20 protein-coding genes and 1 riboswitch are annotated in these 25,039 nt (G+C 71.6%); of the genes, 16 read left to right on the top strand and 4 right to left on the bottom strand.

Features of this window, described 5'->3' with window-relative positions; all coding sequences use genetic code 11:
- The first annotated feature begins 197 nt into the window (after positions 1 to 197).
- Positions 198 to 313, top strand: a riboswitch (TPP riboswitch).
- From ABH941_RS24345 to ABH941_RS24330, 4 genes are all read left to right on the top strand, one after another.
- Positions 306 to 1,682, top strand: coding sequence for a cytosine permease (locus ABH941_RS24345; protein ID WP_370131593.1), 1,377 nt, complete (start codon positions 306 to 308; stop codon positions 1,680 to 1,682). It overlaps the preceding riboswitch by 8 nt.
- A gap of 135 nt (positions 1,683 to 1,817) precedes the next feature.
- The gene (locus tag ABH941_RS24340; RefSeq protein ID WP_370131803.1) at positions 1,818 to 2,684 is read left to right on the top strand and encodes a glycerophosphodiester phosphodiesterase family protein; all 867 of its coding nucleotides are present in this window, start codon (positions 1,818 to 1,820) and stop codon (positions 2,682 to 2,684) included.
- A 260-nt stretch (positions 2,685 to 2,944) separates the two neighbouring features.
- On the top strand, positions 2,945 to 3,517 hold the full coding sequence (locus ABH941_RS24335) for an ATP-binding protein (RefSeq protein WP_370131592.1): 573 nt from the start codon (positions 2,945 to 2,947) through the stop codon (positions 3,515 to 3,517).
- Positions 3,518 to 3,676: 159 nt separating this feature from the next.
- Positions 3,677 to 4,675, top strand: coding sequence for a DUF5926 family protein (locus ABH941_RS24330; RefSeq protein WP_370131591.1), 999 nt, complete (start codon positions 3,677 to 3,679; stop codon positions 4,673 to 4,675).
- 262 nt (positions 4,676 to 4,937) lie between these two features.
- On the opposite strand, the gene ABH941_RS24325 is transcribed toward ABH941_RS24330, so the two are convergent.
- Positions 4,938 to 5,636 (bottom strand): bifunctional DNA primase/polymerase, encoded by a 699-nt coding sequence (locus tag ABH941_RS24325; RefSeq protein ID WP_370131590.1) that lies wholly within the window; start codon positions 5,634 to 5,636, stop codon positions 4,938 to 4,940.
- A 404-nt stretch (positions 5,637 to 6,040) separates the two neighbouring features.
- Here ABH941_RS24325 and ABH941_RS24320 point away from each other — a divergent pair, with 404 nt between their 5' ends.
- The 4 genes from ABH941_RS24320 to ABH941_RS24305 all read left to right on the top strand — a co-directional run bounded on the left by ABH941_RS24320 (position 6,041) and on the right by ABH941_RS24305 (position 11,284).
- On the top strand, positions 6,041 to 6,865 hold the full coding sequence (locus tag ABH941_RS24320) for a glycosyltransferase family 2 protein (RefSeq protein ID WP_370131589.1): 825 nt from the start codon (positions 6,041 to 6,043) through the stop codon (positions 6,863 to 6,865).
- A 228-nt stretch (positions 6,866 to 7,093) separates the two neighbouring features.
- Positions 7,094 to 8,686 carry a PP2C family protein-serine/threonine phosphatase gene (locus ABH941_RS24315; protein WP_370131588.1) on the top strand — a complete coding sequence of 531 codons (1,593 nt, stop codon included), beginning with the start codon at positions 7,094 to 7,096 and terminating at the stop codon, positions 8,684 to 8,686.
- Between the two features lie 106 nt (positions 8,687 to 8,792).
- Positions 8,793 to 10,286, top strand: coding sequence for an aminopeptidase P family protein (locus tag ABH941_RS24310; protein WP_370131587.1), 1,494 nt, complete (start codon positions 8,793 to 8,795; stop codon positions 10,284 to 10,286).
- Positions 10,286 to 11,284 (top strand): helix-turn-helix domain-containing protein, encoded by a 999-nt coding sequence (locus ABH941_RS24305; protein WP_370131586.1) that lies wholly within the window; start codon positions 10,286 to 10,288, stop codon positions 11,282 to 11,284. Before ABH941_RS24310 ends, ABH941_RS24305 begins: the two co-directional genes overlap by 1 nt.
- A gap of 178 nt (positions 11,285 to 11,462) precedes the next feature.
- Here ABH941_RS24305 and ABH941_RS24300 read toward each other — a convergent pair whose 3' ends face one another.
- Positions 11,463 to 12,224 (bottom strand): MerR family transcriptional regulator, encoded by a 762-nt coding sequence (locus ABH941_RS24300; protein ID WP_370131585.1) that lies wholly within the window; start codon positions 12,222 to 12,224, stop codon positions 11,463 to 11,465.
- A 64-nt stretch (positions 12,225 to 12,288) separates the two neighbouring features.
- A complete protein-coding gene (locus ABH941_RS24295; RefSeq protein ID WP_370131584.1) occupies positions 12,289 to 12,972 on the bottom strand; it encodes an ATP-binding protein in 684 nt (227 codons plus the stop codon).
- A gap of 243 nt (positions 12,973 to 13,215) precedes the next feature.
- Here ABH941_RS24295 and ABH941_RS24290 point away from each other — a divergent pair, with 243 nt between their 5' ends.
- The 8 genes from ABH941_RS24290 to pheA all read left to right on the top strand — a co-directional run bounded on the left by ABH941_RS24290 (position 13,216) and on the right by pheA (position 23,564).
- Positions 13,216 to 14,094 (top strand): hypothetical protein, encoded by an 879-nt coding sequence (locus ABH941_RS24290; RefSeq protein ID WP_370131583.1) that lies wholly within the window; start codon positions 13,216 to 13,218, stop codon positions 14,092 to 14,094.
- Between the two features lie 101 nt (positions 14,095 to 14,195).
- Complete coding sequence (locus tag ABH941_RS24285) at positions 14,196 to 14,915, top strand: YcnI family protein (RefSeq protein WP_370131582.1); 720 nt, start codon at positions 14,196 to 14,198, stop codon at positions 14,913 to 14,915.
- A gap of 122 nt (positions 14,916 to 15,037) precedes the next feature.
- Positions 15,038 to 15,715: an SCO family protein gene (locus tag ABH941_RS24280; RefSeq protein ID WP_370131581.1), complete on the top strand. Its 678-nt coding sequence runs from the start codon at positions 15,038 to 15,040 to the stop codon at positions 15,713 to 15,715.
- Complete coding sequence (locus tag ABH941_RS24275; protein ID WP_370131579.1) at positions 15,712 to 16,188, top strand: copper chaperone PCu(A)C; 477 nt, start codon at positions 15,712 to 15,714, stop codon at positions 16,186 to 16,188. The genes ABH941_RS24280 and ABH941_RS24275 overlap by 4 nt, the downstream gene beginning before the upstream one ends.
- Before the next feature lie 5 nt (positions 16,189 to 16,193).
- Positions 16,194 to 18,254, top strand: coding sequence for a copper resistance CopC/CopD family protein (locus tag ABH941_RS24270; protein WP_370131578.1), 2,061 nt, complete (start codon positions 16,194 to 16,196; stop codon positions 18,252 to 18,254).
- A gap of 1 nt (position 18,255) precedes the next feature.
- Positions 18,256 to 19,536 carry an iron uptake transporter deferrochelatase/peroxidase subunit gene (gene efeB, locus ABH941_RS24265; protein ID WP_370131577.1) on the top strand — a complete coding sequence of 427 codons (1,281 nt, stop codon included), beginning with the start codon at positions 18,256 to 18,258 and terminating at the stop codon, positions 19,534 to 19,536.
- A gap of 136 nt (positions 19,537 to 19,672) precedes the next feature.
- Positions 19,673 to 22,525: a PKD domain-containing protein gene (locus tag ABH941_RS24260; protein ID WP_370131576.1), complete on the top strand. Its 2,853-nt coding sequence runs from the start codon at positions 19,673 to 19,675 to the stop codon at positions 22,523 to 22,525.
- Between the two features lie 106 nt (positions 22,526 to 22,631).
- Positions 22,632 to 23,564: a prephenate dehydratase gene (pheA, locus tag ABH941_RS24255; RefSeq protein WP_134002813.1), complete on the top strand. Its 933-nt coding sequence runs from the start codon at positions 22,632 to 22,634 to the stop codon at positions 23,562 to 23,564.
- Between the two features lie 479 nt (positions 23,565 to 24,043).
- On the opposite strand, the gene ABH941_RS24250 is transcribed toward pheA, so the two are convergent.
- Positions 24,044 to 24,865 carry a polysaccharide deacetylase family protein gene (locus tag ABH941_RS24250; RefSeq protein WP_370131575.1) on the bottom strand — a complete coding sequence of 274 codons (822 nt, stop codon included), beginning with the start codon at positions 24,863 to 24,865 and terminating at the stop codon, positions 24,044 to 24,046.
- Between the last annotated feature and the right edge of the window lie 174 nt (positions 24,866 to 25,039).

Here is a 25,039-nt window from a genome sequence, read left to right as displayed (position 1 = left end):
CCTCCTGCGGGACTTCGCGTCCCAAAGCTTTGCCCACCCACTGTCAGGGCATCGTAAGGGCCAGCTTGGCGCTTCCCTTGGCCGCATCTATAGCGCACCGATCTGAGAGCTTTCTTACGCCATCCGCTCACAGCTCATCTACAGCTCATCGGACATTCATCCTTGGCTCGCTGCCCGGCTGCCCCTAGCATGGCCTCGAACACATACGCGGGAGCTTGGACCCATCCAGGCTGAGAGGGCGCCGAACACGGGGCGCCGACCGCCTGAACCTGACCGGGTAATGCCGGCGTAGGGAGCTGAGCCTCGTGACGTCCGTTTCGCCTTCCCCCTCCCCTGTCCTCGACCGGGCGGTGGGGTCCCCGCGCGTCGAAGCGCCGCTGGTGCTGGACACCTCACCCCCGCGCACCCTGGGCTTCCGCGACCAGGCGGCGTTCTGGACCAACCTCGGCGTCAGCCTGATCGGCTTCCAGAGCGCCGCGACCGTGCTGGTCTTCAACGGCAAGGACCTCTCCCTCGCTGCCTCCCTCACCGCGATCGTCGTCGGCACCGTGATCGGCTCGGTGATGCTCGGCATCGCCGCCGTCATCGGGACCAGGGCCGGGGCGCCCGCCATGGCGATCCTTCGCGGGCTGTTCGGCACCCGGCTGTCCTACCTGCCGACGGTGCTCAACATCGTGCAGTGCCTCGGCTGGGGCGTGTTCGAGCTGACCGTGATCGCGATGGGCGCCGACGCCCTCTTCGGCGGCGGACCGCACTGGCTGTACGTGGTGCTGGCCGGAGTGCTGACCACCGCGATGACGATCCGTCCGCTCGGCGCCATCGCGGTGCTGCGCAAGTACGTCGCCGTCGCGGTCGGCGTGGCGATGCTGTTCTTCACGGTGGAGCTGCTGCGGCACGGGGTGCACGACCCGTCCCCGGGCAACTGGACCGGCTTCCTGCCCGCCGTCGACTCAGTGATCGCCGTCTCCATCTCCTTCGTCCCGCTGGCCGCCGACTACACCCGGCACGCCAGGAGCACCCGCAGTTCCTTCTGGGGCGCGTTCAGCGGCTACACGGTCTCCCAGGTGTGGTGCTACGTGGTGGGGCTGCTGGCGCTGCTGCAGGTCGGCGGCGACCCGAACAAGATCTTCAGCACCTTCATGGGCATCACCGCCGGCTGGCTGTTCTTCGCCGTGCTGGTGCTGCGCGAGGCGGACCAGTCCTTCGCCAACGTCTACTCGACGGCGATGTCGGTGCAGAACCTGCTGCCCCGGGTGGACCGCCGGATTCTCACCGTCGGACTCGGCGCGGTGGTCACCGTGCTGGCTCTGCTGGTGACCGACTTCAGCGGGTACGTGTCCTTCCTGGGACTGATCGGCGCGGTCTTCGTGCCGCTGTCGGCGGTGCTGGCGGTGGACTTCTACTTCGGGGCGGGGCGAGGCGAAGGAGGCTGGGACCTGACCGAGACCGCACCGACGCGGTGGCTGACGCTGCTGCCGTGGGCGGTGGGCTTCGCGGTCTACCAGCTGATCGCCCCGGCGCAGCTGACCGGCTGGGCCGGCAGCTGGCCCTCCTTCTGGGCCCACGCCCAGAACGCCCTGCACATCCACCCGCAGGTGTGGACCTCGGCCTCGCTGTTCTCCTTCGTCGTCCCGGCCCTGATCACCTGGGCGCTGACACCGCTGCTCCGCCGGGGGCTGTGAGCTCCGCCGGGGATGCGAACGGGGACGTTAACCGGTCGCACCGGCAGAATTCATCTGCCGCTGCCGGGGCCTGACGGGGGTCCGTTTTAGGCTTGTGGCGTGTCGAACGCTCCCCAGTCGAACGCCCATCGGCAGCTGGTGCTGCCCAATCGCACGAGCACCCGCGTGGTCGCCCACCGCGGCGCCTCCGGCACCCTCGCCGAACACACGCTGGCCGCGTACAAACTGGCCGTGGACGAGGGGGCCGACGCCCTGGAGTGCGACGTGCGGCTGACCGCCGACGGCCACCTGGTGTGCGTGCACGACCGCCGGGTGGACCGGACCTCCAACGGACGGGGGGTGGTGTCGACGCTGGAACTGGCCCAGCTGTCGGAGCTGGACTTCGGCTCCTGGAAGGCCGGGCGCGAAAGCGTCACAACCGGCGCGGCCGGAGCGGCCGGAGCGGCCGGAGCGGCCGGCGACATGGAGGACGGCGACGAGGCGGACTGGGCCGACGCCGAGCACACCTCGGTGCTGACCCTGGAGCGGCTGCTGGAATTCGCCACCGCCTGCGGCCGCCGCATCGAACTCGCGATCGAGACCAAGCACCCCACCCGCTACGCGGGTCTCGTGGAGCGCAAACTCCTGGAGCTGCTGCACCGCTTCGATCTGGTCACCCCGGCGGACGGCGAGCGCACCCCGGTGCGGATCATGAGCTTCAGTCAGCTCTCGCTGCGCCGGGTGCGGGAGCTCGCCCCCGCCATCCCCACGGTCTTCCTGATGGAGCGGGTGCCGCTGCGGTTCCGTGACGGCACCCTCCCGCACGGGGCGCGGATCGCCGGACCCGGCATCGACCTGGTCCGCGCCAACCCCGGCTACGTCGCCGTACTGCACCGCGCCGGGCACCGGGTGCATGTGTGGACGGTGGACGATCCGGCGGATGTCGAGCTGTGTCTGCGGCTCGGCGTGGACACCATCATCACCAATCATCCGCGCCGGGTACTTGACCAGTTGGGTCGCTAGTACGGACTATGGCGGAGCCGGGAGCCTGCTTCGGCAGGCGTGCGCGGGCGCAGTGGAATGGCCGGAAATTCACCCGGTTCACCATTCTTCACCACCCCCGATAAACACTCAGTGACGACCTGACTACGCTTAGTAAAATGGGTGGCGCGACTCCGACTTCAGCTGCTTTCTCGGCATGCCGAGGTGCTTCTGTTCTCGTTTCCGCCGTGCTTGCAACGGGCATTCACACCCTGGCTGACAGCTGAGGAGGAGGTCCGGGGGTGGCGCTGGTGGTAGCGCGTGATGTGCCGACTTCTTCGGCGACCATGGCCGTGCCCCATGGTCCCGAGAGCGTGAGCACTGCACGGCGTCGACTGCGAAAGGACCTCGCCGCGCAGCATCTGCCCGACGTCGTCATCGACGACGCGGTGCTCATACTCTCCGAGCTTCTGAGCAATGCCTGCAGGCACGCCAGGCCCCTGGAGCCGGTCCCGGCCTCCTCCCACGACGGCGTCCACCCTGGCTCGAACACCGACCACCCGACGGCACGGGCGCACGCCCAGGCCGCCTGGCTGGGACAGGGCCAGGGTCAGGCTGACTGCGGACGGGTGGTCGTCGGCTGGGAACTGCACAGCGACGGACTGCTCACCGTCGAGGTCACCGACGGCGGCGGGCCGACCCGGCCGCGCCGGGGCAGCCCCTCGCTGACCGCGCGAGGCGGCCGCGGCCTGGGCATCGTCGGCCAGTTGGCGAGCGACTGGGGGGTCAGGGACGCCCCGGGCGAGGTGACCGTGTGGGCGGTGCTCCCGGTGCGGGCCCGCCATGCCAGGCGCGACGGCGTCACGACGGGGTGAGGCGAGGCGGCCCCGAACGGGCGGCACCGCATCAAACGGGCTGACACCGCGTCAGTGGTGCGGCGGCCCGCGAGGCACCGCGGGGTGACCGGCGGGGACCCGCGGCACCACTAGGCTCGGTGCGGAACAAGCAGCCGCCGCACCGGGAGATACCGCACCATGGCCAAGAAGCCTCCGCAGAAGGCGCCCGCCCGCGCCGGGTCGAACACCGCAGCCAGCGCAGCAGCCGCGGGGGAGATCCCCGTCGTCGGCGCGCGCGAGGCCTGCCCCTGCGGTTCGGGCCGCCGCTACAAGGCCTGCCACGGCCGCGAAGCCTCGCACGCCGTCCAGGAACTGGTGCAGCGTCCGTTCGAGGGGCTGCCCGGCGAGGGCGACTGGGTGGCGCTGCGCGAGCTCGTCCCGGCGGCCACGGTGCCGCTGACGCTGAACGCGGCGGCGCTGAAGGGCGCCAACGGCGAGGTCCCCGCGGTGACCCTGGCGACGGTGCTGCCGATGGCCTGGCCCGCGATGCGCCGTCAGGACGGCAGCGTGCTGCTGGGTCTGCAGACCCACGGCTCCTCCGGCGACATCAGCCGCGACCTCGGCGACGCGCTGCTCCAGGCGCTGTCCGTCGAGCCGGGCACGCCGGTGCCGCCGCGCCGGCCGGCCGCGGACGCGCCGCGGCTGCAGGAACTGGTCGACACCTCGGCCGCGTTCGAGCCGACCCTGCACAGCGGCTTCGAGTTCTGGCTGGACGACGCCGACGCGGCGGTCGGCGAGGTCGCCGCCTCGCTGGAGAGCGCGAACGCCACCATCATCCCGACCGTGCGGCTGGCCTCGGTGGAGACCGCGTACTGGTGCTCGGTGCCGGACAAGAACCACCTGCGCTGGGTGATGCCCCATGCGGAGGACCGGCTGCTCGACGCACTGGCGCGGCTCGCCGCGAAGGACGACGCGGGACTGGGCGAGGGGACCAAGCTGGTCGGCTCGTTCCGGGCGCACGGACTGACCGTGCCGGTGTGGGACCTGCCGTCGGAGATGACGGCGGAGGACTGCGAGAAGCCGGCCGCCGCTTTTGCCGAGCGCCTTGCCGGCGCACTCGCCGATAGTGCGCCGCTCACGGGTCAGGAGCGCCGGGCGCGCGCCGGCCTGGTGAACCGTCAGGTCACCCTCGGCTGACAACGGACTGTTTACGCATTGCGCTCGATCGGGCACGTTCGGCGACAGCAAAAGTCGACCCGTGCCCTTTTGGCAGTGATGTGCATCACAATTCCCCAGGTGGAGGCAGAAACACCGCTTCTGACTCCCCCGGGGGAATTTGCTTGGGGGCCAAAACTTGTTACGGTTTAAACAGCTCGGTCGCTGGTGCATCCCCCGTCGCCAGCGGCCGGGCATTGTCTTTTCGGCTGCCCGGCCGTCGGCCTGCCGATGCGCGGCCCGCTCAGTACGCCAGCCGCGCCCCGTCGGGGACCGCCGCACTGGCCGCGACCAGAGCCCCCATCAGATCACTCACCGAGGGTAGCCACGGCGTCCCGTCGGCCCCCGGATCCGGTACCGGCTCCCGGGCCCAACGCAGCACCCCCGCCCCGGTCCTGGACGGCGGCAGCACCACGTACCCGCCGCTGCCGTGGTAGCGCAGACTGGTGGGCACCCACTCCTGGGCGATCAGCAGCTCCGCCAACTCCTGCATGGTGTACGGCGCGACGAGCAGAACGTACCTGGTGGGCGTGGCGATCACCGGACCGGTCCGGATCCGCAGCGCGTCGAAGTACTCCAGCACCCGCGCCCCGGCCGAGGCGGGCAGGCTCACCGCCGAGACCGGACCGCCGGTCGCCAGCACCAGCGGTGCGTCCGGATGCCGTCGCCACCACCAGCGCACCATCCTGCTGTCGGTGGTCGCAGCCAGTAGCGGCGGATCGTAGGGGTGCGCTCCCGGAGTGGGGCAGTCGGGGCGCGGGCAGGCACAGCCCTCCCAGCCCGTGGCGGCACCCGGCAGCACCGGCCAGCCCCACTCCTGCGAGCAGGTCGTGGCCGCGGACAGGAGCAGTGACCGCTCCCTGCGCCGACCGGCGGAAAGCGCCCGTGCGAGCCCTCGTGCAAGCAGGTTCCGAGGGCGGATCGTGCTGAGAACCCCGCGCATGAGCACTCGTTCCTTTCCGTGACCAGTCAAGGATCGGTACGTGATCTCGCGCAACGAGAAGCGCACCACGCCCGACGCGCTCTGCGGAACCTGGCGGGGGGTGGCGCAGGGTGGCGATTGTTCCGCCGCCCCTGCCAGGCTTGTACCCCGGAACCCGGATGTTGCCTCAGCATTCCCGCTACGGCTTGCGGGATGTTTTCGGGCTGCTTCCCCGGGCGGCCCGCCGGAGGGCCTCACGAACACGTTCACTCACGAGATTGACGCATCGTCCGGAATGACGCGGGCGAACCGGCGATGGTTCCACCGATCGGGTCACCCGGCTTCTCCCTGCCGTTGGCACATTGGCATGTTCAGAAGGGCCCGGAAGGGCAGCGGCCGACCCCTCGTGCTCGTACGATCCGGACATGGACGCACAACCGACGCCGGACGGCCCGCACGGCGGCAAGCTCAATGACGAGCTCGATGGCGGGAGAACTCCCTCGAACCGCTCGGTCGCGGTGGTGATCGCGGCGCATGACGAAGCGTCACGGATCGCCCTGACGGTGATCACGGCGCGGCGGCTGCCGGGCGTGGACCTGGTCGTGGTGGTCGACACCGGGTCGACCGACTCCACCGCGCGGGTCGCCGAGGACTCCGGGGCCGAGGTGCTCCGCTTGGGGGCGCGGGCCGACCGGACCGAGGCGCTGCTGCGCGGCGTGGCGAGGGTCACCGCCCTGGAAGCCATGGAGGGCACGGAGGGCTTGGAGGGCGTCGGGACGGATGCCGCGAAGACAGGGGTGGCCGGATCGGGTCGGTCCGGGCCGCGCCATCTGCTCTTCCTGCAACCCGACGTGATGTCCGGCGCCGCCGAGGCGGTACGGCTGCTGGAACCGGTCCAGGCCGGCGAGGCCGACGCGGTGCTGGCCCGGGCCGGGAGCGCGGCGCCGGAGGCGGGCGCTGCGGCGCGCCGTGCGCGCCGGGGCATCGAGCGGGCCACCGGCTTCTCGGCCGGCTCCCCCATCGCGGCCGAACTGTGTCTGACCAGGGATGCCTTTACCGCCGCCGAACCGCTGTCCGGCGGCGCGGGGGCAACTGCCGGTCTGATCATCGACTTGATGCGGCACGGATTCCGCGTGGTCGAGGTCCCGGTCGACTGGTCCCACCGGCCGCGCCGCGGGGGACTGCGGGCCCGGCTGCGGGAGTTCGGGCAGTGGCGCGAGGTCGGACGGACCCTCTCCGTGCACCGATGACGAAGAGCGATGTTTTTCGGCCAGGTATTCGGGCAAAGACACCAATCACCTGGCACCTCACAGTCCTGGACATCACCCGATCGGTGTGTGTAGAAGTAAGTCACTAATTGCCTCACGGCATGACACGGGGGTGCAAAATTAGTTATTTCGGACAAATCACTTCACGCTCTGTATTTCCCCTCGGTGCGTCCCCCTTGCAGCCCGCACCCGCAGCGAAGGGCGCACACCATGGCTGACTCCCCCTCACCCCGTACCGGCCGCACCCTCGACGACCGCAGCCTCGACGGGCAGGCGCCCGCCGTCCCCGCCCCGACCAGCTCCGTCGACCAGGCCGCAGGCGCGTCCGGCCCCACCACGTCCGGCTCTACCACAACCCAAGCCGACGCCGGTACCGAGCAGTCCGAGCTCACCACCCTCTACCAGCTGACCGAGCGGCTGACCGCCGCCTCCGGCCTGGAGGAGACCCTGCGCGGAGCCCTCAAGGCCGGCGCCGCCATCCTCGGCGCCCAGCGCGGCATGCTGCTGCTCGCCGACCCCCCGGTCCACAACGCCGACGGCACCGACGGTCCCGACGGCCTCGCCGCTTTCGGCACCATCGACTCCCCCGGCACCACCATCGGCTACGGCCTGGACCGTCCGGCCCTCGGCGCGCTGGAGACCGTCCCGCGTGACAGCGGCCCCTACTCGGGCCTGCTCGCGGGTGCGAGCCAGGCCATGGCCTGGGGGCTCCTCGGCGCCGAGGCCGCCGCGGCCCGGGGGAGCGCCGGGGCAGTCGGTGACCGCTTCCGCGAAGTGGCCGGTCAGCTGGGCATCGACGCCTCCTTCGCCCTCCCGCTCGCGGCCCCCGGTGAGGGCGGTGAGCCCTTCGGCGCGGCCATCTGGTTCTTCTCAGCCGCACCTGGCGCACCTGCACCTGTCGCACCTGGAGCACCCGGCGCACCCGGCGTTCTGGACACGCTCGACACGGAGGCCCGCCGGGCCGGGGTCACCCAGCGGTACGCCGCCGTCCCCACCGAGAGCCAGCAGCGCCTGGCCGCGCTCTACTGCTCCGCCGCCTCCCGCCTGATCGCCAAGGAGATCGAGCGCGACCGGCTCCGCCGCACCACCGAGGCGCTGCGCCGGGGCCTGCTGCCGGACCGGCTCCCCCGGGTGCCCGGCATCCAGCTCGCCGCCCGCTGCCTGCCGGCCGGGCTGGACCTCTCCGCGGGCAGCGACTGGTACGACGCGTTGGCCCTGCCGGACGGCAGCCTCGCCCTGAGCGTCGGCAGCGTCAACGGCGGCGGCCCCGACTGCGCCGCCGCGATGGGCCGGATCCGCGCCGCCCTGCGCGCCTACGCAGTCCTGGAGGGCGAGGACCCGGTCTCCGTCCTCGGCGACCTGGAGCTGCTGCTCAAGACCACCGAGCCGGCCCGCACCGCGACCGCGCTCTACGCCTACCTCGACCCGCGCACCCGGCAGCTGTCCATCGCCGGCGCCGGGCAGTGCCCGCCGCTGCTGGTGACCTCCTTCGGCGCCAGCTTCGTGGAGACCTCGCTCTCCGCCCCGCTGGGCATGCTGAGCTGCTGGGAGGCCCCTGGCGTGGAGCTCCGGGCGGACCGCGGCGACCTGCTGCTGCTCTACACCGAGGGCCTGGCCCGCCGCTGCGGCACCTCGCTGCACGCCGGACAGGCCAAACTGCGCTCGGCCGCGGCTGCGGCCCCCCGCGAGGCCCGGCACGACCCGGACCGCTTCTGCGCGTACCTGCTCAGCACCTGCCTGGACGGCGCCGACGGCCCGGCCGGGGCGGACGACATCGTGCTGCTGGCGGCGGGCTTCGAGTAAGGGACGAAGAGGGCTTCCGACCCTTTCGGCCATCTGTTCGCAGGTCCTAGGATCGTAGGGACCCCCCCGTCCGCGGGTGGTCCCGTACGAGCAGGAGGCGACGCAGGTGAACGACGCGACCGAGCCGACCACGACCGAGGCACCAGAGGCTGTCGACGAGGCGCAGGACCAGCCGATCAAGGGGCGGAAGAACGGCCTCTACCCGGCGCTCTCGGACGAGCTCGCCGAGGTCATGAAGGCCGGCTGGGCCGACACCGAGCTGCGCGACCTCGTCCCCGTCGAGCAGTCCGCCTACGCGGCCAAGCGCCGCGCCGCGCTGTCGGCCCGCTTCCCCGGCGACCGCCTGGTGGTCCCGGCCGGGGGTCTGCGGACCCGCGCCAACGACACCGAGTACCCGTTCCGGGCCGCCACCGAGTACGTCCACCTCACCGGCGACCAGAGCCAGGACGCCGTGCTGGTGCTGGAGCCCCGCGGCGAGGGCGGCCACGACGCCACCGCCTACCTGCTGCCGCGCTCCAACCGTGAGAACGGCGAGTTCTGGCTCGACGGCCAGGGCGAGCTGTGGGTCGGCCGCCGGCACAGCCTGGCCGAGGCCGAGGCCCTGCTCGGCCTGCCCACCCGCGACGTCCGCCAGGCCGTCGCCGAGCTGACGCTCGCAGCCGAGGAGAGGCCGGGCACCACCCGGATCGTCCGCTCCTACGACGCCGCGCTGGAGGCCGCGCTCGCCGAGCACACCACCCGGCACGGCGACGAGGAGCTGCGGGTCTTCCTCAGCGAGCTGCGCCTGGTCAAGGACGAGTGGGAGGTCGCCCAGCTGCAGGCCGCCTGCGACGCCACCGCCAAGGGCTTCACCGACGTGGTCCGCGAGCTGGCCCAGGCCGTGGCCAGCTCCGAGCGGTGGATCGAGGGCACCTTCTACCGCCGGGCCCGGGTCGAGGGCAACGACATCGGCTACGGCTCCATCTGCGCGGCCGGCGCCCACGCCACCACCCTGCACTGGGTCCGCAACGACGGCGAGGTCCGCCCCGGCGAGCTGCTGCTGCTCGACGCCGGCGTGGAGACGCACACCCTCTACACCGCCGACGTCACCCGCACCCTGCCGATCAGTGGCCGCTTCGACGAGCTCCAGCGGAAGATCTACGACGCGGTGTACGACGCCCAGGAGGCCGGCATCGCCGCGGTGAAGCCGGGCGCCCGCTACCGCGACTTCCACGAGGCCAGCCAGCGGGTGCTGGCCGAGCGCCTGATCGAGTGGGGCCTGGTCGAGGGGCCGCTGGAACGCGTCCTGGAACTCGCCCTGCAGCGCCGCTGGACCCTGCACGGCACCGGCCACATGCTCGGCCTGGACGTCCACGACTGCGCCCAGGCGCGCACCGAGACCTACGTCGACTGCCTGCTGGAGCCGGGCATGGTCCTCACCGTCGAGCCCGGCCTGTACTTCCAGGCCGACGACCTGACGGTGCCCGAGGAGTACCGCGGCATCGGCGTGCGGATCGAGGACGACATCCTGGTCACCGCCGACGGCAGCCGCAACCTCTCGGCCTCCCTCCCGCGCACCTCGGCCGAGGTCGAGAGCTGGATGGCGGAGCTCAAGGGCTGATGCTGACCATCGCCGCCCGCCCGCCGTCCGAGACCGCGCACACCGTCGCCGTGCTCGCCTTCGACGGCATGGCCCCCTTCGAACTCGGCGTCGTGGTCGAGGTGTTCGGGCTGCACCGGCCTGAGCTGGGCGAGCTGCCCTGGTACGAGCTGCGGGTCTGCGCCGAGGAACCGGGACGGGAGCTGCGGGCGGTCGGCGGGTTCAGCCTGAAGGCCGACCACGGCCTGGACGTGCTCGCCGGCGCGGACACCGTGATCGTGCCCGGCGTCCCCGACGCCCGGGGCGAGGTGTCACCCGCGCTGGTCGCCGCGCTGCGCGCGGCCCATGCGGGCGGGGCCCGGCTGGTGTCGATCTGCTCCGGCGCCTTCGCCCTCGCCGCCGCCGGGCTGCTGGACGGTCGGCGGGCCACCACGCACTGGCGCTACGCCGCGCTGCTCGCCGAGCGTTACCCGGAGGTGGAGGTCGATCCCGACGTCCTCTATGTCGACAACGGCAGCGTGCTCACCAGCGCGGGCAGCGCGGCCGGCATCGACCTGTGCCTGTACCTGGTGCGCGGCGACCACGGCGCGAAGGTCGCCAACACCGTCGCCCGCCGCTTCGTGGTGCCGCCGCACCGGGAGGGCGGGCAGGCCCAGTTCATCGAGGCGGCGGTACGGCCGGTGGCGGGGGAGGACGACGGCGTGGCCCGCAGCATGGCCTGGGCGCTCGACCGGCTGGCGCAGCCGCTGACCGTGCCGGTGCTGGCGCGCGCCGCGCGGATGTCGGAGCGGTCGTACCTGCGGCACTTCACCCGCCGCAACGGCACCAGCCCGATTCGCTGGGTGATCGCCCAACGGGTGGCGGCCAGCCTCCCCCTGCTGGAAGCCGGGGACGGGACCGTCGAGGAGATCGCCACAGCAGTCGGCTTCGACAGCCCCGCCACCTACCGCCACCACTTCGCCCGCGCCATGCGGACCACCCCTACCGGGTACCGGCGCTCCTTCGGGACGGCGGCGTAGTTCTTTTAGGGGGCGCGGGGAACTGCGCGATCAACCCTCTACGAAGGTGCATGGTTGGCAGCGCAGTTCCCCGCGCCCCTAGCAAGTGCAACTGAGCCAGTTGCAGCATCTCAGGGGCGCGGGGCTCTGCTTGATTCAAAGGCGTGCGCGAAGAGCAACCACCGCAGACGTGGAGCCCCTACCGACGCTCACCCCGTTCCGCGTTGGCCAAGACGGCATCGCGGAACCACCGGGCCGCCCCTTCGGCCAACTCCTCGTACGTGGCCTGGAACCGCTCGTCCGCGACGAACATCTCCGCCAGCCCCCGCTGCATGGCATAGCTGCAGTCGTAGAAGTTGCGGCAGACGTGCTGCCGGTGCTCCTCCGCGATGTCCATCGCCACCCCGCTGTCGGCGGCCACGCCACCCCGCACCGCCGCCGAGATGCGCCGCATGATCCCGTCGCCCTCGGCCTTGATCCGGATCCAGTCGTCCTTGGTGAGCTCGGCCGTCCGCTGCCGGGACTGCTCCCAGGCGTCGGTCCCGCCCCACCGTTCCTGCGCCTCGTCCTCGTACTCCTGGTAGCCCTCGCCGAAGATCTCGAACTTCTCCTCGGGGGTCAGCCTGATTCCCATGGTGCGTGCCTCCAATGCTTCCTCAACGGCCGCCGCCATCCGCTGGAGCCGCTCGATCCGCCCGGTGAGCAGCGCGTGCTGACGCCGCAGATGCTCGGAGGGGGCGATGTCGCGGTCGTCCAGGATCGTGGCGATCTCTTCGAGGGAGAACCCGAGCTCGCGGTAGAACAGGATCTGCTGCAACCGGTCCAGGTCGGCGTCGTCGTAGCGGCGGTAGCCGGACGCCGTGCGACCGCTCGGCGACAGCAGCTTGATCTCGTCGTAGTGGTGCAGGGTGCGCACCGTGGTCCTGGCGAAACCGGCGACCTGGCCCACCGAGTAGCTCATGGCTCTCTCCCTTCCGCTGACCAGCCTGGTTCCTGACGTCGCGTGAGGGTCAAGCCGGCAGCGCTCAGGAGGCGTGCAGCAGCGGGCGGTCGCGGTACTTCAGCATCTTGTCGAAGGAGACCACGGCGCCGCTGCGGGGGTGGTTGCGGAACTGGACGTGGTCCATCAGCGCCCGGATCAGGAACAGGCCGCGACCGTTCTCGGCGCAGAGGTCCGGCAGCTCGTGACCGGCGTCGGCGAAGGCCGCCGCGTCCGTGCCGAGTCCGAGGTCCGCTCCGAGGTCCGCTGCGAGGTCCGCTGCGAGGTCCGCCCCGAGGACCGGGACCGGGACCGGCCGGGGACGCGCCGACGCGGGCGCCAACGCACCGTGGCGGCGGCTGCGGTGGCTGCGGGCCGGGGCGCAGGGACGGATCCGGGTCGTCGCCGGGATTTCGGCCGGCGTCGTTCCGGGGGCGGGTGAGGAGCAGCCTGGGTCAGCCGAGAAGCCGGGGCCGGTATCGGTGATCTCGACCCGCAGACAGCCGTCCTCGATGGTCGCGGTGACCTGGAATCCGCTGTCCTCGCCGGTGTCCGTCAGATGCGCGGCATGCTCCACAGCGTTGGCACAGGCTTCGGTCAGGGCGACGCCGACCTCGTGCGAGATGTCGGGATCGACACCGGCCGAAGCCATGGTCCCCAGAAGGATGCGGCGGGCGAGCGGAACGCTCGCCGGCTCACGCCGAAGGTGTAGAGACCACCAGATGTCCACGGCAGGCTCCTCCTGGCTGCGGCTCCACATATCACTACCTATAACCGACCGTCAGGGGAATCAATCGTCACGGCGGGAACTTGTCACTCCCTTAGCGGACGTACGGAAGCGGAGCGCGCACGGCGGAGCACCGCGGCGGCGTGTCCGTGGACGGGTACGCGGGCGCACGCTCCCCTGCCGCGACGGCGTACCCGGCACCCAGACGCGGGCGGCCCGGGGCGCGGTGAGAGACTGGCCGACGTCATGTCTGTGTTCCCAGCCGCCCCGGTGACCACGCCGGACCGCGCCGCCGCACTGGACCTCCGCATGCTGAGGGCGCTGCCCTTCGCGGTGGTCTGCGTCCTGGTGTCCGCGGTCGGGCACTGCCTCGCCGGCGGCGGAGGCATCCCCGTGGCCGCGCTGCTGCTCGGCGGCCTCGCCGTGTGGGCGATCGCCGCCGCGCTGGCCGGACGGGAACGGCGGCTGCCGTCGATCGTCGGGGCCCTGGCGGTCGGCCAGCTCGCCCTGCACCTGCTGTTCCACCAGGCGGCCATGGGCCATATGAATGGCATGTCCGGCATGAGTGGCATGGACGGCATGGCCGGGATGGACGGCATGGGCAGCTCGTCCGGTGCCGGCAGCACCCTCGCCGCGCTCGCCGCCAAGCTGCTCTGCGGCCCGGCGGGGTCGGCCGCGGCCGCGCTGCCCCGCGGCACCACCGCCGCGCAGCTGGTCGCGCAGGCAGGCATCGATCCGCACCTGGTCATCAGCGGCACTCCGCAGCTGTCCTCGTTCTGGACCCACAGCGGACCGCTGGGCCTCAGCCCGCTGATGCTGCTGGGCCACCTCCTCGCCGCGCTCACCGCCGGCTGGTGGCTCCGCCGCGGCGAGGTGGCGCTCTGGCGGCTGCTGCGGCTGACCGGCCAGGTCGCCGAGACCCTCGCACAGACCTGGACCGCGCCGCTGCGCACCCTGCTCGCCCTCGCCGCCGCGCTGCTGCACGGCCGGCTCGGCAGCCCCGACGGCGGCGCCGCAGCCGCCCGCCGCAGCCGCGCCCCGGAGCACAGGACCCGCCCGTACGGCGTCCTGCTGCGCCACCAGGTCGTCAGGCGCGGGCCGCCGCTGTGCGCCCTCCCGGCCTGACCCGACCCCGACACGACCCGAGGAACCTCTCCGGCAGCACGGGCAGGGCAGGTCGGCCATGCCTCCCTGCCCCCGTACCTCCACCACCGGAGAGTTCCATCATGCGTTCCACCGTCATCGTCACCGGCCTGGCCGCGACGGCCCTGCTGCTGCTCGCGGGGCCCGCCTCCGCGCACGTCAGCGTCAACCCCGGCAGCGCCGCCCAGGGCAGCTACACCGAGGTGAACGTGCGCGTCCCCAACGAGGAGACGAGCGCGAACACCACCCAGGTGCAGCTGTACCTGCCGACCGACCACCCGATCGCCTCCGTCGCCACGGAGGCCGTCCCGGGCTGGACCGTCACCGTGCAGAAGACCAAGCTCAACAAGCCGCTCACCACCGACGACGGCCAGGTCACCGAGGCCGTCTCGGAGATCACCTGGAGCGGCGGGACGATCAAGCCCGGGCAGTTCCAGGACTTCGCGCTGTCGCTGGGCCCGCTGCCCACCGACACCAACACGCTCACCTTCAAGGCGCTGCAGACCTACAGCGACGGCTCGGTCGTCCGCTGGATCCAGCCGACCGTCGAGGGCCAGGCCGAGCCGGCCAACCCGGCCCCGGTGCTCCACCTGACCAGCGCGGCCGGCTCCGGCAGCAGTGACAGTGCCTCGGCCTCCGCGCAGCCGAGCGCCACCACCGCGACGACGGCCGCCAAGGCCGGCAGCGACACCACGGCCCGGGTCCTCGCCGCCGTCGGTGTGGTCATCGGCCTGCTCGGCGTCGGCTTCGGCTTCCTCGGCTGGCGCCGCGGCGGCACGACGCGCGGCACCGGCCGCGAGTGATCCCGCGCGGGGGCGGGCCCCCGGGCCCCACCGTCCGGGCCCGCCCCCGCGCACCGGCACCTCTGCAACAGACCCCGCAGACCCCGCAGACCTGCAGACCCGCAGCATGAATGGACCACAGAATGCCGCACCTCCGCCGCCGCTCCCTGCTCACCGGCGCCGTCGCCGCCTCCGCCGGCCTGCTGCTGGCCGCCTGCGGCAGCTCCTCCGGCTCGTCCGGCTCCTCCTCCGGCGACAACTCCGGCGCCGTGAACCAGCTGAGCGGCCAGGGCAGCAACTCCCCCTACCAGGGCGTCAACCTCGGCCGCACCTTCGACAAGCCCGCCGCCACCCTCACCGACACCAGCGGCAAGCCCTTCGACATCGCCAAGCAGACCGCCGGCAAGGCGGTGCTGCTCTACTTCGGCTACACGCACTGCCCGGACGTCTGCCCGACCACCATCGGCGACATCGCGGTGGCGATCTCCAAGCTGCCCAAGGCCCAGCAGAAGTCGGTCGAGGTGGTCTTCGTGACCACCGACCCGGCCAGGGACACCCCCGCCACCCTGCGCAGCTGGCTGAACTCCTTCAACAGCGGCTTCATCGGGCTGACCGGCGACATCAGCACCATCATCGCGGCGGCCAAGTCGGTCGGCGTCGCGGTGGAGGCCCCGACCAAGGGCCAGGAACCGGTGCACGGGGCCCAGGTCCTGGCGTACACGCCGACCGACAACAAGGCGCACATCCTCTACACCAGCGGCACCACCTCGGCGACCTACCTGCACGACCTGCCCCTGCTGATCAAAGGGGTGACGGCATGAGGCGCGGGGCAGCCCTCGTCGGCGCCGCGCTGCTCGCGGGCAGCCTCGGGCTGACGGCCTGCGGAGGCTCCTCCGGCGGCACGTCCACGGCCGCCTCACCCGCGCGGATCAGCGTCAGCAACGCCTACATACCGCTGTCCGCGACCCCGGACATGGCCGTGGCCTACTTCGACATCAGCAACACCGGCGGCACCGCCGACCGGCTGACCGGCGTGAGCAGCCCGTCCGTGCAGAGCGCGGCGCTCAACCAGTCCACCGAGACGTCCATGCGGCAGACAGACGGCGTGGACGTGCCCGCACACGGCACTGCGCAGCTCGCCCGGGGCGGCACCCATGTGATGCTGATGGGCCTCAGCCCCGCGCCGAAGGTGGGCCGGCAGATCGAGCTGCGGCTGTCGTTCCAGTACTCGGGAACGGTCACGGTCGAGGCCACGGTCCAGCCGCTGACCTACCAGCCTCCAACGACGAAGTGACGGCCATGCAGACTGCCCCCCGGACCCGCGTCGCCTCCCTCGCCACCCTGCTCGGGCTGCTGCTCGCGCTGATGCTGGCGGGGGCGACCTCCGCGTCCGCGCACGCCGCGCTGCTGTCCAGCGACCCGGCCCAGAACGCCGTGGTGCGGACCGCGCCGACGCAGGTCGTGCTGCACTTCAGCGAGCAGGTCACGCTGGCCGCCGACGACATGCGGGTGTTCGACCCGGCGGGCAAGCGCGTGGACAGCGGGTCCACCGGGCACAACGGCAGCGACGACACCACCGCCAGGGTCGCCCTGGCCTCCGGCCTGGCCCAGGGCACCTACACGGTGGCCTGGCGCGCGATCTCCGCCGACACCCACCCGGTCTCCGGGGCCTTCACCTTCTCCTACGGGCACACCTCCAGCACCACCCCGGTCGCCGGGGAGCAGCCGGTCAAGGGCACCACCCTGGTCGGCGCCCTCTACGGCGGCTCGCGCACGGTGCAGTACGGCGCGTACGCGCTGCTGGTCGGCTCGGTGGCGCTGGTGCTGCTGTGCTGGCCGGCGGGGGTGCGGCGGCGCTCGGTACAGCGGCTGATGCTGGGCGGCTGGGCGGGACTGCTGCTGGCGACGGTCGCCCAACTGCTGCTGCGCGGGCCGTACGAGGCCGCGACCGGGATCGGGCAGGCCGTCGACCTGACGGTGATTCAGCGCACCCTCGGCGAGCACCTGGGCACCATGCTGGTGGTGCGGATGCTGCTGCTCGCGGCGGCGGGCGTGTTCCTGTCGATGCTGGGCGGCCAGAACGGGGTCGGCCGACCGGCCGACGAGACCGACCCCGCTACCGGGTCCACCGAAGCCACCGAACGACGGCTGCGGGCCACCCTCGGTGCGGCGGGCGCGGTGCTCGCGATCGCCCTCGCCTGCACCTGGGCACTGGCCGACCACGCCTCGGTCGGCATCCAGGTCGGCCTCGCCGTCCCGCTGGACGTGGTGCACATCCTCGCCATGGCGTTCTGGCTCGGCGGCCTGACCACGGTGCTGGTCGGGCTGCGGACCCCGGCGGGTGAGCAGGTGCGGCGCGAAGCGCCTCAGGCAGGGGTGGTGGTCGGGCGACAGAAAGAGGTGCGGCGCGAAGCGCCTCAGGCAGGGGTGGTGGTCGGGCGACGGGAGGGCGGGATCGGGGTCTCCTCGGTGCGGCGGTTCTCCACCGTGGCGTTGTGTTCGGTGTCGGCGCTGGTCGCCACCGGCGTCTACCAGGCCTGGCGCGGTCTGGGCTCCTGGGGCGCGCTGACCTCGACGACCTATGGCCGACTGCTGCTGGTGAAGGTCGGCGCGGTGGTGGTGATCCTCGCCGCGGCGTGGATCTCCCGGCGCTGGACCGCGCTGCTCGGCAGCGAGCCGGAGCCGGCTGCGGAGCCCGCCGCAGAGCCGGAACCCGTCCCGGTGCCCGCCGAGCAGCCCGCCGAGCAGCCCGCTGACGAAGCGTCCGACGAACCGGACCCGGTCCGCCGCGCCCAGCTCGAACGCCAGGACGCCGCCCGCCGCACGGCGACCGCGCAGCGGGCCCGCGAGGCCAGCCCGGCCCGGGGGATGCTGCTGCGCTCCGTCCTGCTGGAGGTGACCTTCGCCGTCGTCGTGCTGATCGTCACCACCCTGCTCACCAACGCGCCGCCCGGACGCTCCGTCACCGCACAGTCCCAGGCGTCGGGCCAGGTGCAGCAGATCACCAGCGGACCGGCCGACCTCACCCTGCCGTTCGACACCGGCGGCCCCGGCGCCAACGCCAAGGGCAAGGTCAGCATCGAGGTCGACCCGTCCCGGGTCGGCACCAACGTCCTGCACGCCTACGTCTACGACAGCAGCGGCAAGCCCGCGGACGAGCCCGAACTGGACGTCACCCTCACCCTGCCGGCGAAGAGCCTCGGTCCGCTGCCGGTGAAGCTGTCCAAGCTCGACGTCGGCCACTGGGCCGCCTCGGCCCTGCAACTGCCGATGGCGGGCAGCTGGCAGCTGTCGGTGAGCGTCCGCTCGGACGCCATCGACGAGACGACCGTGACCGCGACCATGAACGTGAGCTCCTGAGATGACGACGCACGACCAGGACGACAACCCGCACGGCCTGTCCCGGCGGCGGCTGCTCGCCACCGCCGGGACGGCCGGCGCCGCGGGCCTCGCCGTCGGCGCGGGCCTCGCCGTCGGCGCGGGCGCCGGCCTCGGCGCGCACGCACTGGCCGGCGCCCCGGCCGCCTCGGCCACAGCCCCGCTGACCTCGCTCGGCGCGGACACCGTCCCCTTCCACGGCGTCCACCAGGCCGGGATCATCCAGCCGATGCAGGCCCGGCTGGTCGCCACCGCCTTCGACCTCACCCCGGGGACGGCCCGCCCCGGCCTGGTCGCGCTGATGAAGCGCTGGTCGGCAGCGGCGGCGGCGCTGGCCGAGGGCCGTACCCCGCCCGGCCTCGCCGACGACGCCGTGGCCCTGGACGCGGGCCCCTCCTCACTGACCGTCACCTTCGGCTTCGGCGCCTCCGTCTTCCCCAAGATCTCCGCCACCGCCCCCGCAGCCCTCGCACCGCTCCCCTCGTTCCACGAGGACGCGCTGGACCGCAGCCGCAGCGACGGCGACCTCTGGGTCCAGGTCTGCGCGGACGACGCCCTGGTCACCCATCACGCCATGCGCACCCTGCAGCGGCTGGCGGCAGGCGCCGCCACGGTCCGCTGGCAGATGAGCGGCTTCAGCCGCTCCCCCGGCGCGACCGCGCAGCCGCGTACCGGACGCAATCTGATGGGACAGATCGACGGCACCAACAACCCCAAGCCCACCGACTCCACCTTCGACGCCCGGATCTTCGTCCCCGCCAAGGGCGACCCGGCGTGGATGGCCGGCGGCAGCTACGCCGTGTTCCGGCGGATCCGGATGCTGCTGGACGCCTGGGACCAGCAGTCCACGGACCGTCAGGAACGGGTCATCGGCCGCCGCAAGGCCTCCGGCGCCCCGCTCTCCGGCGGCACCGAGACCACCGCGGTCGACCTCAACAAGCAGAACGCCGACGGCTCCCTGGCCGTCCCCGGCGACGCCCATATCCGCGTCGCCACCCCGAACGCCAACCAGGGCGCCGCCATGCTCCGCCGCGGCTACTCCTACCACGACGGCTTCCGCAGCGACGGCGCCCCCGACGCCGGCCTGCTCTTCACCGCCTTCCAGGCCGACCCCCTCACCGGCTTCGTCCCGGTCCAGCGCAAACTCGCCCGCGGCGACGCCCTCTCGGTCTTCATCCGCCACGAATCCACCGGCCTCTACGCCGTCCCGGGCGGTGTGCCCACCAGCGGGGGATATGTCGGCCAGGCCCTCCTGGAGTCCTGACCCGACCGCGATTACCCCCTTGACCTGCTGGCAATCTCACGCGCTACGCTCAGCCCCCACACAGGCCTCACACGAATCACCGGCCGCGGTCAGCAGCGCACCCTCACGCGCTCCCTCGGCCCGGGGGGAAACTCGCATGCCGCGCAGACGCGCACTGATAGCCACGACCGCCGCCGCCCTGTTCCTCACCGGCCTCGGCGCCACGACCGCCCACGCCGACGGGTCGGTCACCGACCTGTACGTGAGCAGCGGCTCAGCATGCACGGACAGCGGCACCGGAACAATGACCGCCCCTTACTGCACGCTGCAGGCCGCCGCCGACGCCGTAGTCGCAGGCCACACTGTGCACATCGGCGCCGCAAGCCCGGTGTTCCCCGTCGTCCTCAGCAAGTCCGGGACGGCCAACGCCCCTATCACCTTCACTGGATGGACGTCATGGGGCACCGTCTCGCTGGCTGCCATGAACGCGTCCGACCCCCGAGCCGGTCAACCGATGATCACGTTCAGGAACGCCCAGTACGTGAATCTGCGAAACCTCAACCTGCATCCCGGCGCGAACACCTCCATCAGCCTGGTCAACGCACAGCACATCGGCATCGACCAGGTCGTGCAGCAAGGCAGCGTCACCTCGCTCCCGAGTAGTAGTGCCGGGCCGGATGGCGCCATCACCATCGACGGCGCTTCCTCGTATGTGAGCATCCTCCACTCGATTACCGAGTACACGGCGGGGGACGGCATCAGCATCGGGTCGGGCGCGCAGCACATCGTGCTCGCGAGCGACGGCATCGAAGCGCCTGGAGCCGGGGTGCGCGCCGACGGTGTACAGGACCTCGAACTCGCGGGCGACACCACCCTGGCCTCGGGTGGCGGAGTGGTGATCACCGGCAGTACCTCCGGGTCCGTCGAGAACACCGTGATGATGCCGAAGCGCCTGGACCAGTCCGGGCCACCCGCGATCAACGTCTCCGCCGACTCGACCGGCGGCGTCACCGAGGACTACAACAGCGTCACCGCAGACAAGTCCCACCTCGACTACGACTGGGGCGGCACCACCTACGCGTCCAGCGCGGCCATGCACACCGCCACCGGCCAGGGCCGGCACGACGTGGACACGCTCCCAGGACCGTCCGTCATTCCCACCGAGGGCTCACCACTGATCGACTCCGGCGACGCCGGTGCCCCCGGCGAGTCCGCCACGGACCTGCACGGCAAAGCCCGCGTCGACGACCCCACCGTACCGAACACGGGTACCGGATCCGGCTACGTCGACCGAGGCGCCCTGGAGTTCACCGACCCGTTCTCCCTCGGCCCCATCACCGCCTCCGTCGCCACCGGACCTGCACCGCTCCTGGAGACCCTCACAGCTCCGGTGCACAACTCCTGGGGAACCGGAGTCACCTCCTACTCCATCGACTTCGGCGACGGGACCGCCCCGACGACATCCGCGACTCCGACGGCAGAGCATACGTACGCCACCGTCGGCACCTACAACCCACACGTGACGGCGACCCTCTCGGACGGCACCAAGCGCAGTTACCCCAGTGCGTCCTCCGTCATCGTCAGGACAGCCGGTCCGCTCGTGGCTACGCCCAGCGTGGGAAGCGACGGCCTGAACGCCGGCTTCAGCATCTCCACGACCGGCTCCTGGCCGATGAGCTCCGGACAGGTGAGCTTCGGTGACGGCAGCCCGGCTGTCCCATTCGACCTCGCCGATCCGAGCAGCAGGCATACCTATTCAGCACCGGGTACCTACACCGTCAGCGGCAGCGTGAGCGACACCGGCGGACGAACTGTCAGCTTCAGCAAGGCACTCGCGGTGGGAACGAGATTCGTTCCGGTCACCGCCGCGCGCATCCTGGACACACGCACCGGCACCGGAGCGGCCAAGCACAAGGTCGGGCCCGGCGGCGTGCTGCGCCTCAAGGTGACCGGCTCCTACGGCGTTCCCTCCGACGGCAGCGCCACCGCCGTCACGATGAACCTCACGGACGCCGACGCCACTTCCAGCAGTTGGGTCGAGGCCTACCCCGAGGGCACCGCCCGCCCCGCCAACAGTTCCAACCTCAACTTCAAGGCCGGGGAGACCAACCCCAACCTGGTCACCGTTCCGGTCGGCGCCGACGGCTATGTCGACCTCTACAACGCCTCCGGAAGCGTCGACCTCATCGCCGACCTCCGGGGCTACTACACCACCGCCGGCTCGGCGGCCGGTATCGGCGACACATACATTGCCCTTGCCGCACCCCAGCGCATCCTGGACACCCGTAGCTGCTGTCTGAATCCACAGCCCTACCCGTTCGGGTCAGGACAGTCCCGCACCCTGATCGGCTCCCTCGGCAGTTTCCGGGTCCCGTTGTATGCCACCGCTGTCGTCATGAACGTCACTTCGACCAATGCCAGTGCGGACGGCTGGGTCGCCGCCATGCCTGCCGGCAGCCCGCCCACCGTCTCGGACCTGAACTACAGCCGCGGCAAGACCGGCTCCAACCTCGTGGTGTCACGGCTCGACCAATATGCCGGCTTCACCCTCTACAACAGCAATGGGCACACCGATCTGATCGCCGATGTCGCCGGGTTCTTCATCGGCCCGGGCGGATTCGCATCCGGCTCCGGCGGTAGGCCGGACCCCAGCTCCACGTACGTCCCGCTGGCACCGAGCCGCATCGCCGACACCCGGGTGGGCAGCCACCACCTCGGCAGCGGCGCAACACTGCGCATCAAGGTGGTGGGGACCCAGGGCATCCCCGTTGGGGTCGCAGCCGTCACGATCAATCTGACCGGAACCGGTAGCACCGAGGCGACGTACCTCACCGCCTTCGCCGGTGGAGCCCGGCCCAGAGCGTCCAACCTCAACCTGGTCCCCGGCCGGACCCGCCCGGTCCAAGCGATCGTCCCCGTCGACGGCAGCGGCTACATCTCCGTCTACAACTACACCGGCACCGTCGACGCCATCGTCGATCTCGAGGGCTACTACGGCCCGACCTCCTAGCGACCACACCCTGAGACCGGGGGACTCCGGTGGGCCGCAGTGACTAACGTTGCTGTGGTCCACTGTCGCCGGCCGTTGGTCGGCACCCCACCCACGGAGGCCCCGGTTGTCCGCGACCCGTTACACCTACCTCGGTCCCGAGGGCACGTTCACCGAGGCCGCGCTGCGTACGCTGCCCGAGGCGGCGACGCGGGAGCTGGTGCCCTCGGTGTCGGTGCCGGCGGCGCTGGACGCGGTGCGGAACGGGGAGGCCGCGGCGGCGCTGGTGCCGATCGAGAACTCGGTGGAGGGCGGGGTCACCGCCACCCTGGACGAGCTGGCGACCGGTCGGCCGCTGATGATCTACCGCGAGGTGCTGCTGCCGATCGCGTTCGCGCTGCTGGTGCGGCCCGGGACGGCGCTCGCGGACGTGAAGACGGTCAGCGGGCATCCGGTGGCCCAGCCGCAGGTGCGCCGCTGGCTGGCGGAGAACCTGCCGACCGCGCACTGGGAGTCGGCGGCGTCCAACGCGGACGCCGCCCGGCTGGTGCAGGAGGGGCGCTTCGACGGGGCCTTCGCCGGGGAGTTCGCGGGCCCGCTGTACGGCCTGGAGCCGCTGGCCAGCGACATCCACGACGCCGCGGCCGCGACCACCCGCTTCGTCCTGGTCGGCCGCCCCGGACGCACCGCGGCGCCCACCGGGACCGACAAGACCTCGGCGGTGTTCTGGCTCGCCGACGACCACCCGGGCGCCCTGCTGGAGCTGCTGCAGGAATGGGCTGTGCGCGGGGTGAACCTGATGCGGATCGAGTCCCGGCCGACCGGCGAGGGCCTGGGCCAGTACTGCTTCTCGGTGGACGCCGAGGGACACATCACCGACCGCAGGGTCAGCGAGGCGCTGATGGGACTGCACCGGATCTGCCCCAAGGTGCGCTTCCTCGGCTCCTACCCGCGGGCCGACGAGATCGCGCCGCAGGTCCGCCCGGGTACCTCGGACGAGGAGTTCAGCCGCGCGGCCGACTGGCTCTCCCGCTGCCTGGACGGACGCGGAGAGCAGTAGCAGCCCCGGTGATCATGTTAGATCGCTTTGGATCAGCTTTTTGCGAGGCCGCGTTGACGACCCTTCATCTGGCGCCGCGTGTTTTCCCCAGGCCAGGCCGGGTGTGGATGAAGGGTGAGTTATCCACAGGCTGGGGATGAATCGACAAATCCCTCTGAGCCCGGCTCCAGCGGCCCCGTCTCGTGAATCGGACATTTCGGCATATGCGCGTCCTGTTTCCTTTTTCGCCGCCCGAGGTTCGTCAAAAATCACACCCCTGCCATCAAAGCTGAGGTTTAGCCGCCCGCCGGAGCGGTCCGGAGTAGCATCACTGACCCCCTCGGCGGTCCACAGGACGGCCTCGGCAACTGTGGACAAATCAATGAATCCTCCGGAGTCACCGAGATATCCACAGGCTGGAGCGGGTTATCCCCAGGTGGCCGCATTGTCACAGACTCACTCATTGCAGTCAGACTAGGACAGAGAGTGTCAATCTGTGATCATTTAACGGGGAATTCGAAAGAGTAGCCCTGGCTGACGAGCTCCGGCAGCAGTTGCCTCAGCGCGGCCAGCGTCTGCGAGCGGTCCCCGCCGCCGTCGTGCATCAGGATGATCGCCCCCGGCACCAATTCCTTGTGGATAGTGGCGAGGATCCTGGGCACCCCCGGTCGCTTCCAGTCCTCGCTGTCCACGGTCCAGCCCAGCGGCCGCAGCCCGTTCGCCACGGAGATGTGCCGGTTCAGCGGGCAGAAGTCACCACCGGGCGCACGGAACCAGTCGACCTGGGTCCCCGGCCCGCCCGCGTCCTCGATCATCTTCTTGGCGCCGGCGATCTCGTAGGTCTGCCGCTGCACGCTCCACGTGCTCATGGTCTCGTTGTGCGACACCGAGTGGTCGCAGAGCCGGTCGCCCGCCGCCAGGATCGCCTTGACCACCGCCGGGGCGGCCGTTGCGTTGGGGCCGATCTCGCAGAAGGTCGCATGGGCGTGGTACTCGGCCAGCAGCGCCAGGATCCTCGGCGTCCACACCGCGCTGGGGCCGTCGTCGAAGGTGAGGGCGACCACATGGCCCGTGGCCCCGGTGGTGTACTCGATCAGCGGGCTGACCGCCGCCGTCCCGCCGGGCGGAACGTTGTCGCCCGAGGTGCTCTTCGCCGTCGGCGCGGCGGAGGGCTGCGCGGCGGTACCGGATGCCCCCGAGCCCCCCGCCGCGCTCTCGCCGGCCTGGACCCGCCCACCGGACCCGCATCCCACCAGCGTGGCGGCCATCGCCGCGACCATGGCACCTGCCAGCGCTATTCGGATGTTCGTACGCCTGCTCATGGGATCCCCCTGGGTGGTTCCGGTGCCTGGTCCCAGCCTCGCAGGACGGCGAGCGGTTGAGGAGCGCTGTACCGCCCTGGTGACAGGCCGGGACAGATACGTGACAAACCACCGCAGAACAGGCCGCCCGCCGGCGCCCGCAATGGAACGGACCCTGCGCAGCATAAGGAGCGG

The organism is Streptacidiphilus sp. EB103A (assembly GCF_041261405.1).
Classification (GTDB): Bacteria; Actinomycetota; Actinomycetes; order Streptomycetales; family Streptomycetaceae; genus Streptacidiphilus.
The sequence above is the reverse complement of the archived record's forward strand: the minus strand, read 5'-3'. Positions and strand labels throughout refer to the sequence as shown.

What these genes read in the sequence shown, in the direction of transcription:
- ABH941_RS24270 (WP_370131578.1), top strand. Translation starts at nt 16,194, where the DNA reads ATGCAGACTGCCCCCCGGACCCGCGTCGCCTCCCTCGCCACCCTGCTC.
- ABH941_RS24290 (WP_370131583.1), top strand. Translation starts at nt 13,216, where the DNA reads ATGTCTGTGTTCCCAGCCGCCCCGGTGACCACGCCGGACCGCGCCGCC.
- ABH941_RS24315 (WP_370131588.1), top strand. Translation starts at nt 7,094, where the DNA reads ATGGCTGACTCCCCCTCACCCCGTACCGGCCGCACCCTCGACGACCGC.
- ABH941_RS24280 (WP_370131581.1), top strand. Translation starts at nt 15,038, where the DNA reads ATGCCGCACCTCCGCCGCCGCTCCCTGCTCACCGGCGCCGTCGCCGCC.
- ABH941_RS24275 (WP_370131579.1), top strand. Translation starts at nt 15,712, where the DNA reads ATGAGGCGCGGGGCAGCCCTCGTCGGCGCCGCGCTGCTCGCGGGCAGC.
- ABH941_RS24320 (WP_370131589.1), top strand. Translation starts at nt 6,041, where the DNA reads ATGGACGCACAACCGACGCCGGACGGCCCGCACGGCGGCAAGCTCAAT.
- ABH941_RS24285 (WP_370131582.1), top strand. Translation starts at nt 14,196, where the DNA reads ATGCGTTCCACCGTCATCGTCACCGGCCTGGCCGCGACGGCCCTGCTG.
- ABH941_RS24330 (WP_370131591.1), top strand. Translation starts at nt 3,677, where the DNA reads ATGGCCAAGAAGCCTCCGCAGAAGGCGCCCGCCCGCGCCGGGTCGAAC.
- ABH941_RS24305 (WP_370131586.1), top strand. Translation starts at nt 10,286, where the DNA reads ATGCTGACCATCGCCGCCCGCCCGCCGTCCGAGACCGCGCACACCGTC.
- ABH941_RS24250 (WP_370131575.1), bottom strand. Translation starts at nt 24,865, where the DNA reads ATGAGCAGGCGTACGAACATCCGAATAGCGCTGGCAGGTGCCATGGTC.
- ABH941_RS24325 (WP_370131590.1), bottom strand. Translation starts at nt 5,636, where the DNA reads ATGCGCGGGGTTCTCAGCACGATCCGCCCTCGGAACCTGCTTGCACGA.
- ABH941_RS24300 (WP_370131585.1), bottom strand. Translation starts at nt 12,224, where the DNA reads ATGAGCTACTCGGTGGGCCAGGTCGCCGGTTTCGCCAGGACCACGGTG.
- ABH941_RS24260 (WP_370131576.1), top strand. Translation starts at nt 19,673, where the DNA reads ATGCCGCGCAGACGCGCACTGATAGCCACGACCGCCGCCGCCCTGTTC.
- efeB (WP_370131577.1), top strand. Translation starts at nt 18,256, where the DNA reads ATGACGACGCACGACCAGGACGACAACCCGCACGGCCTGTCCCGGCGG.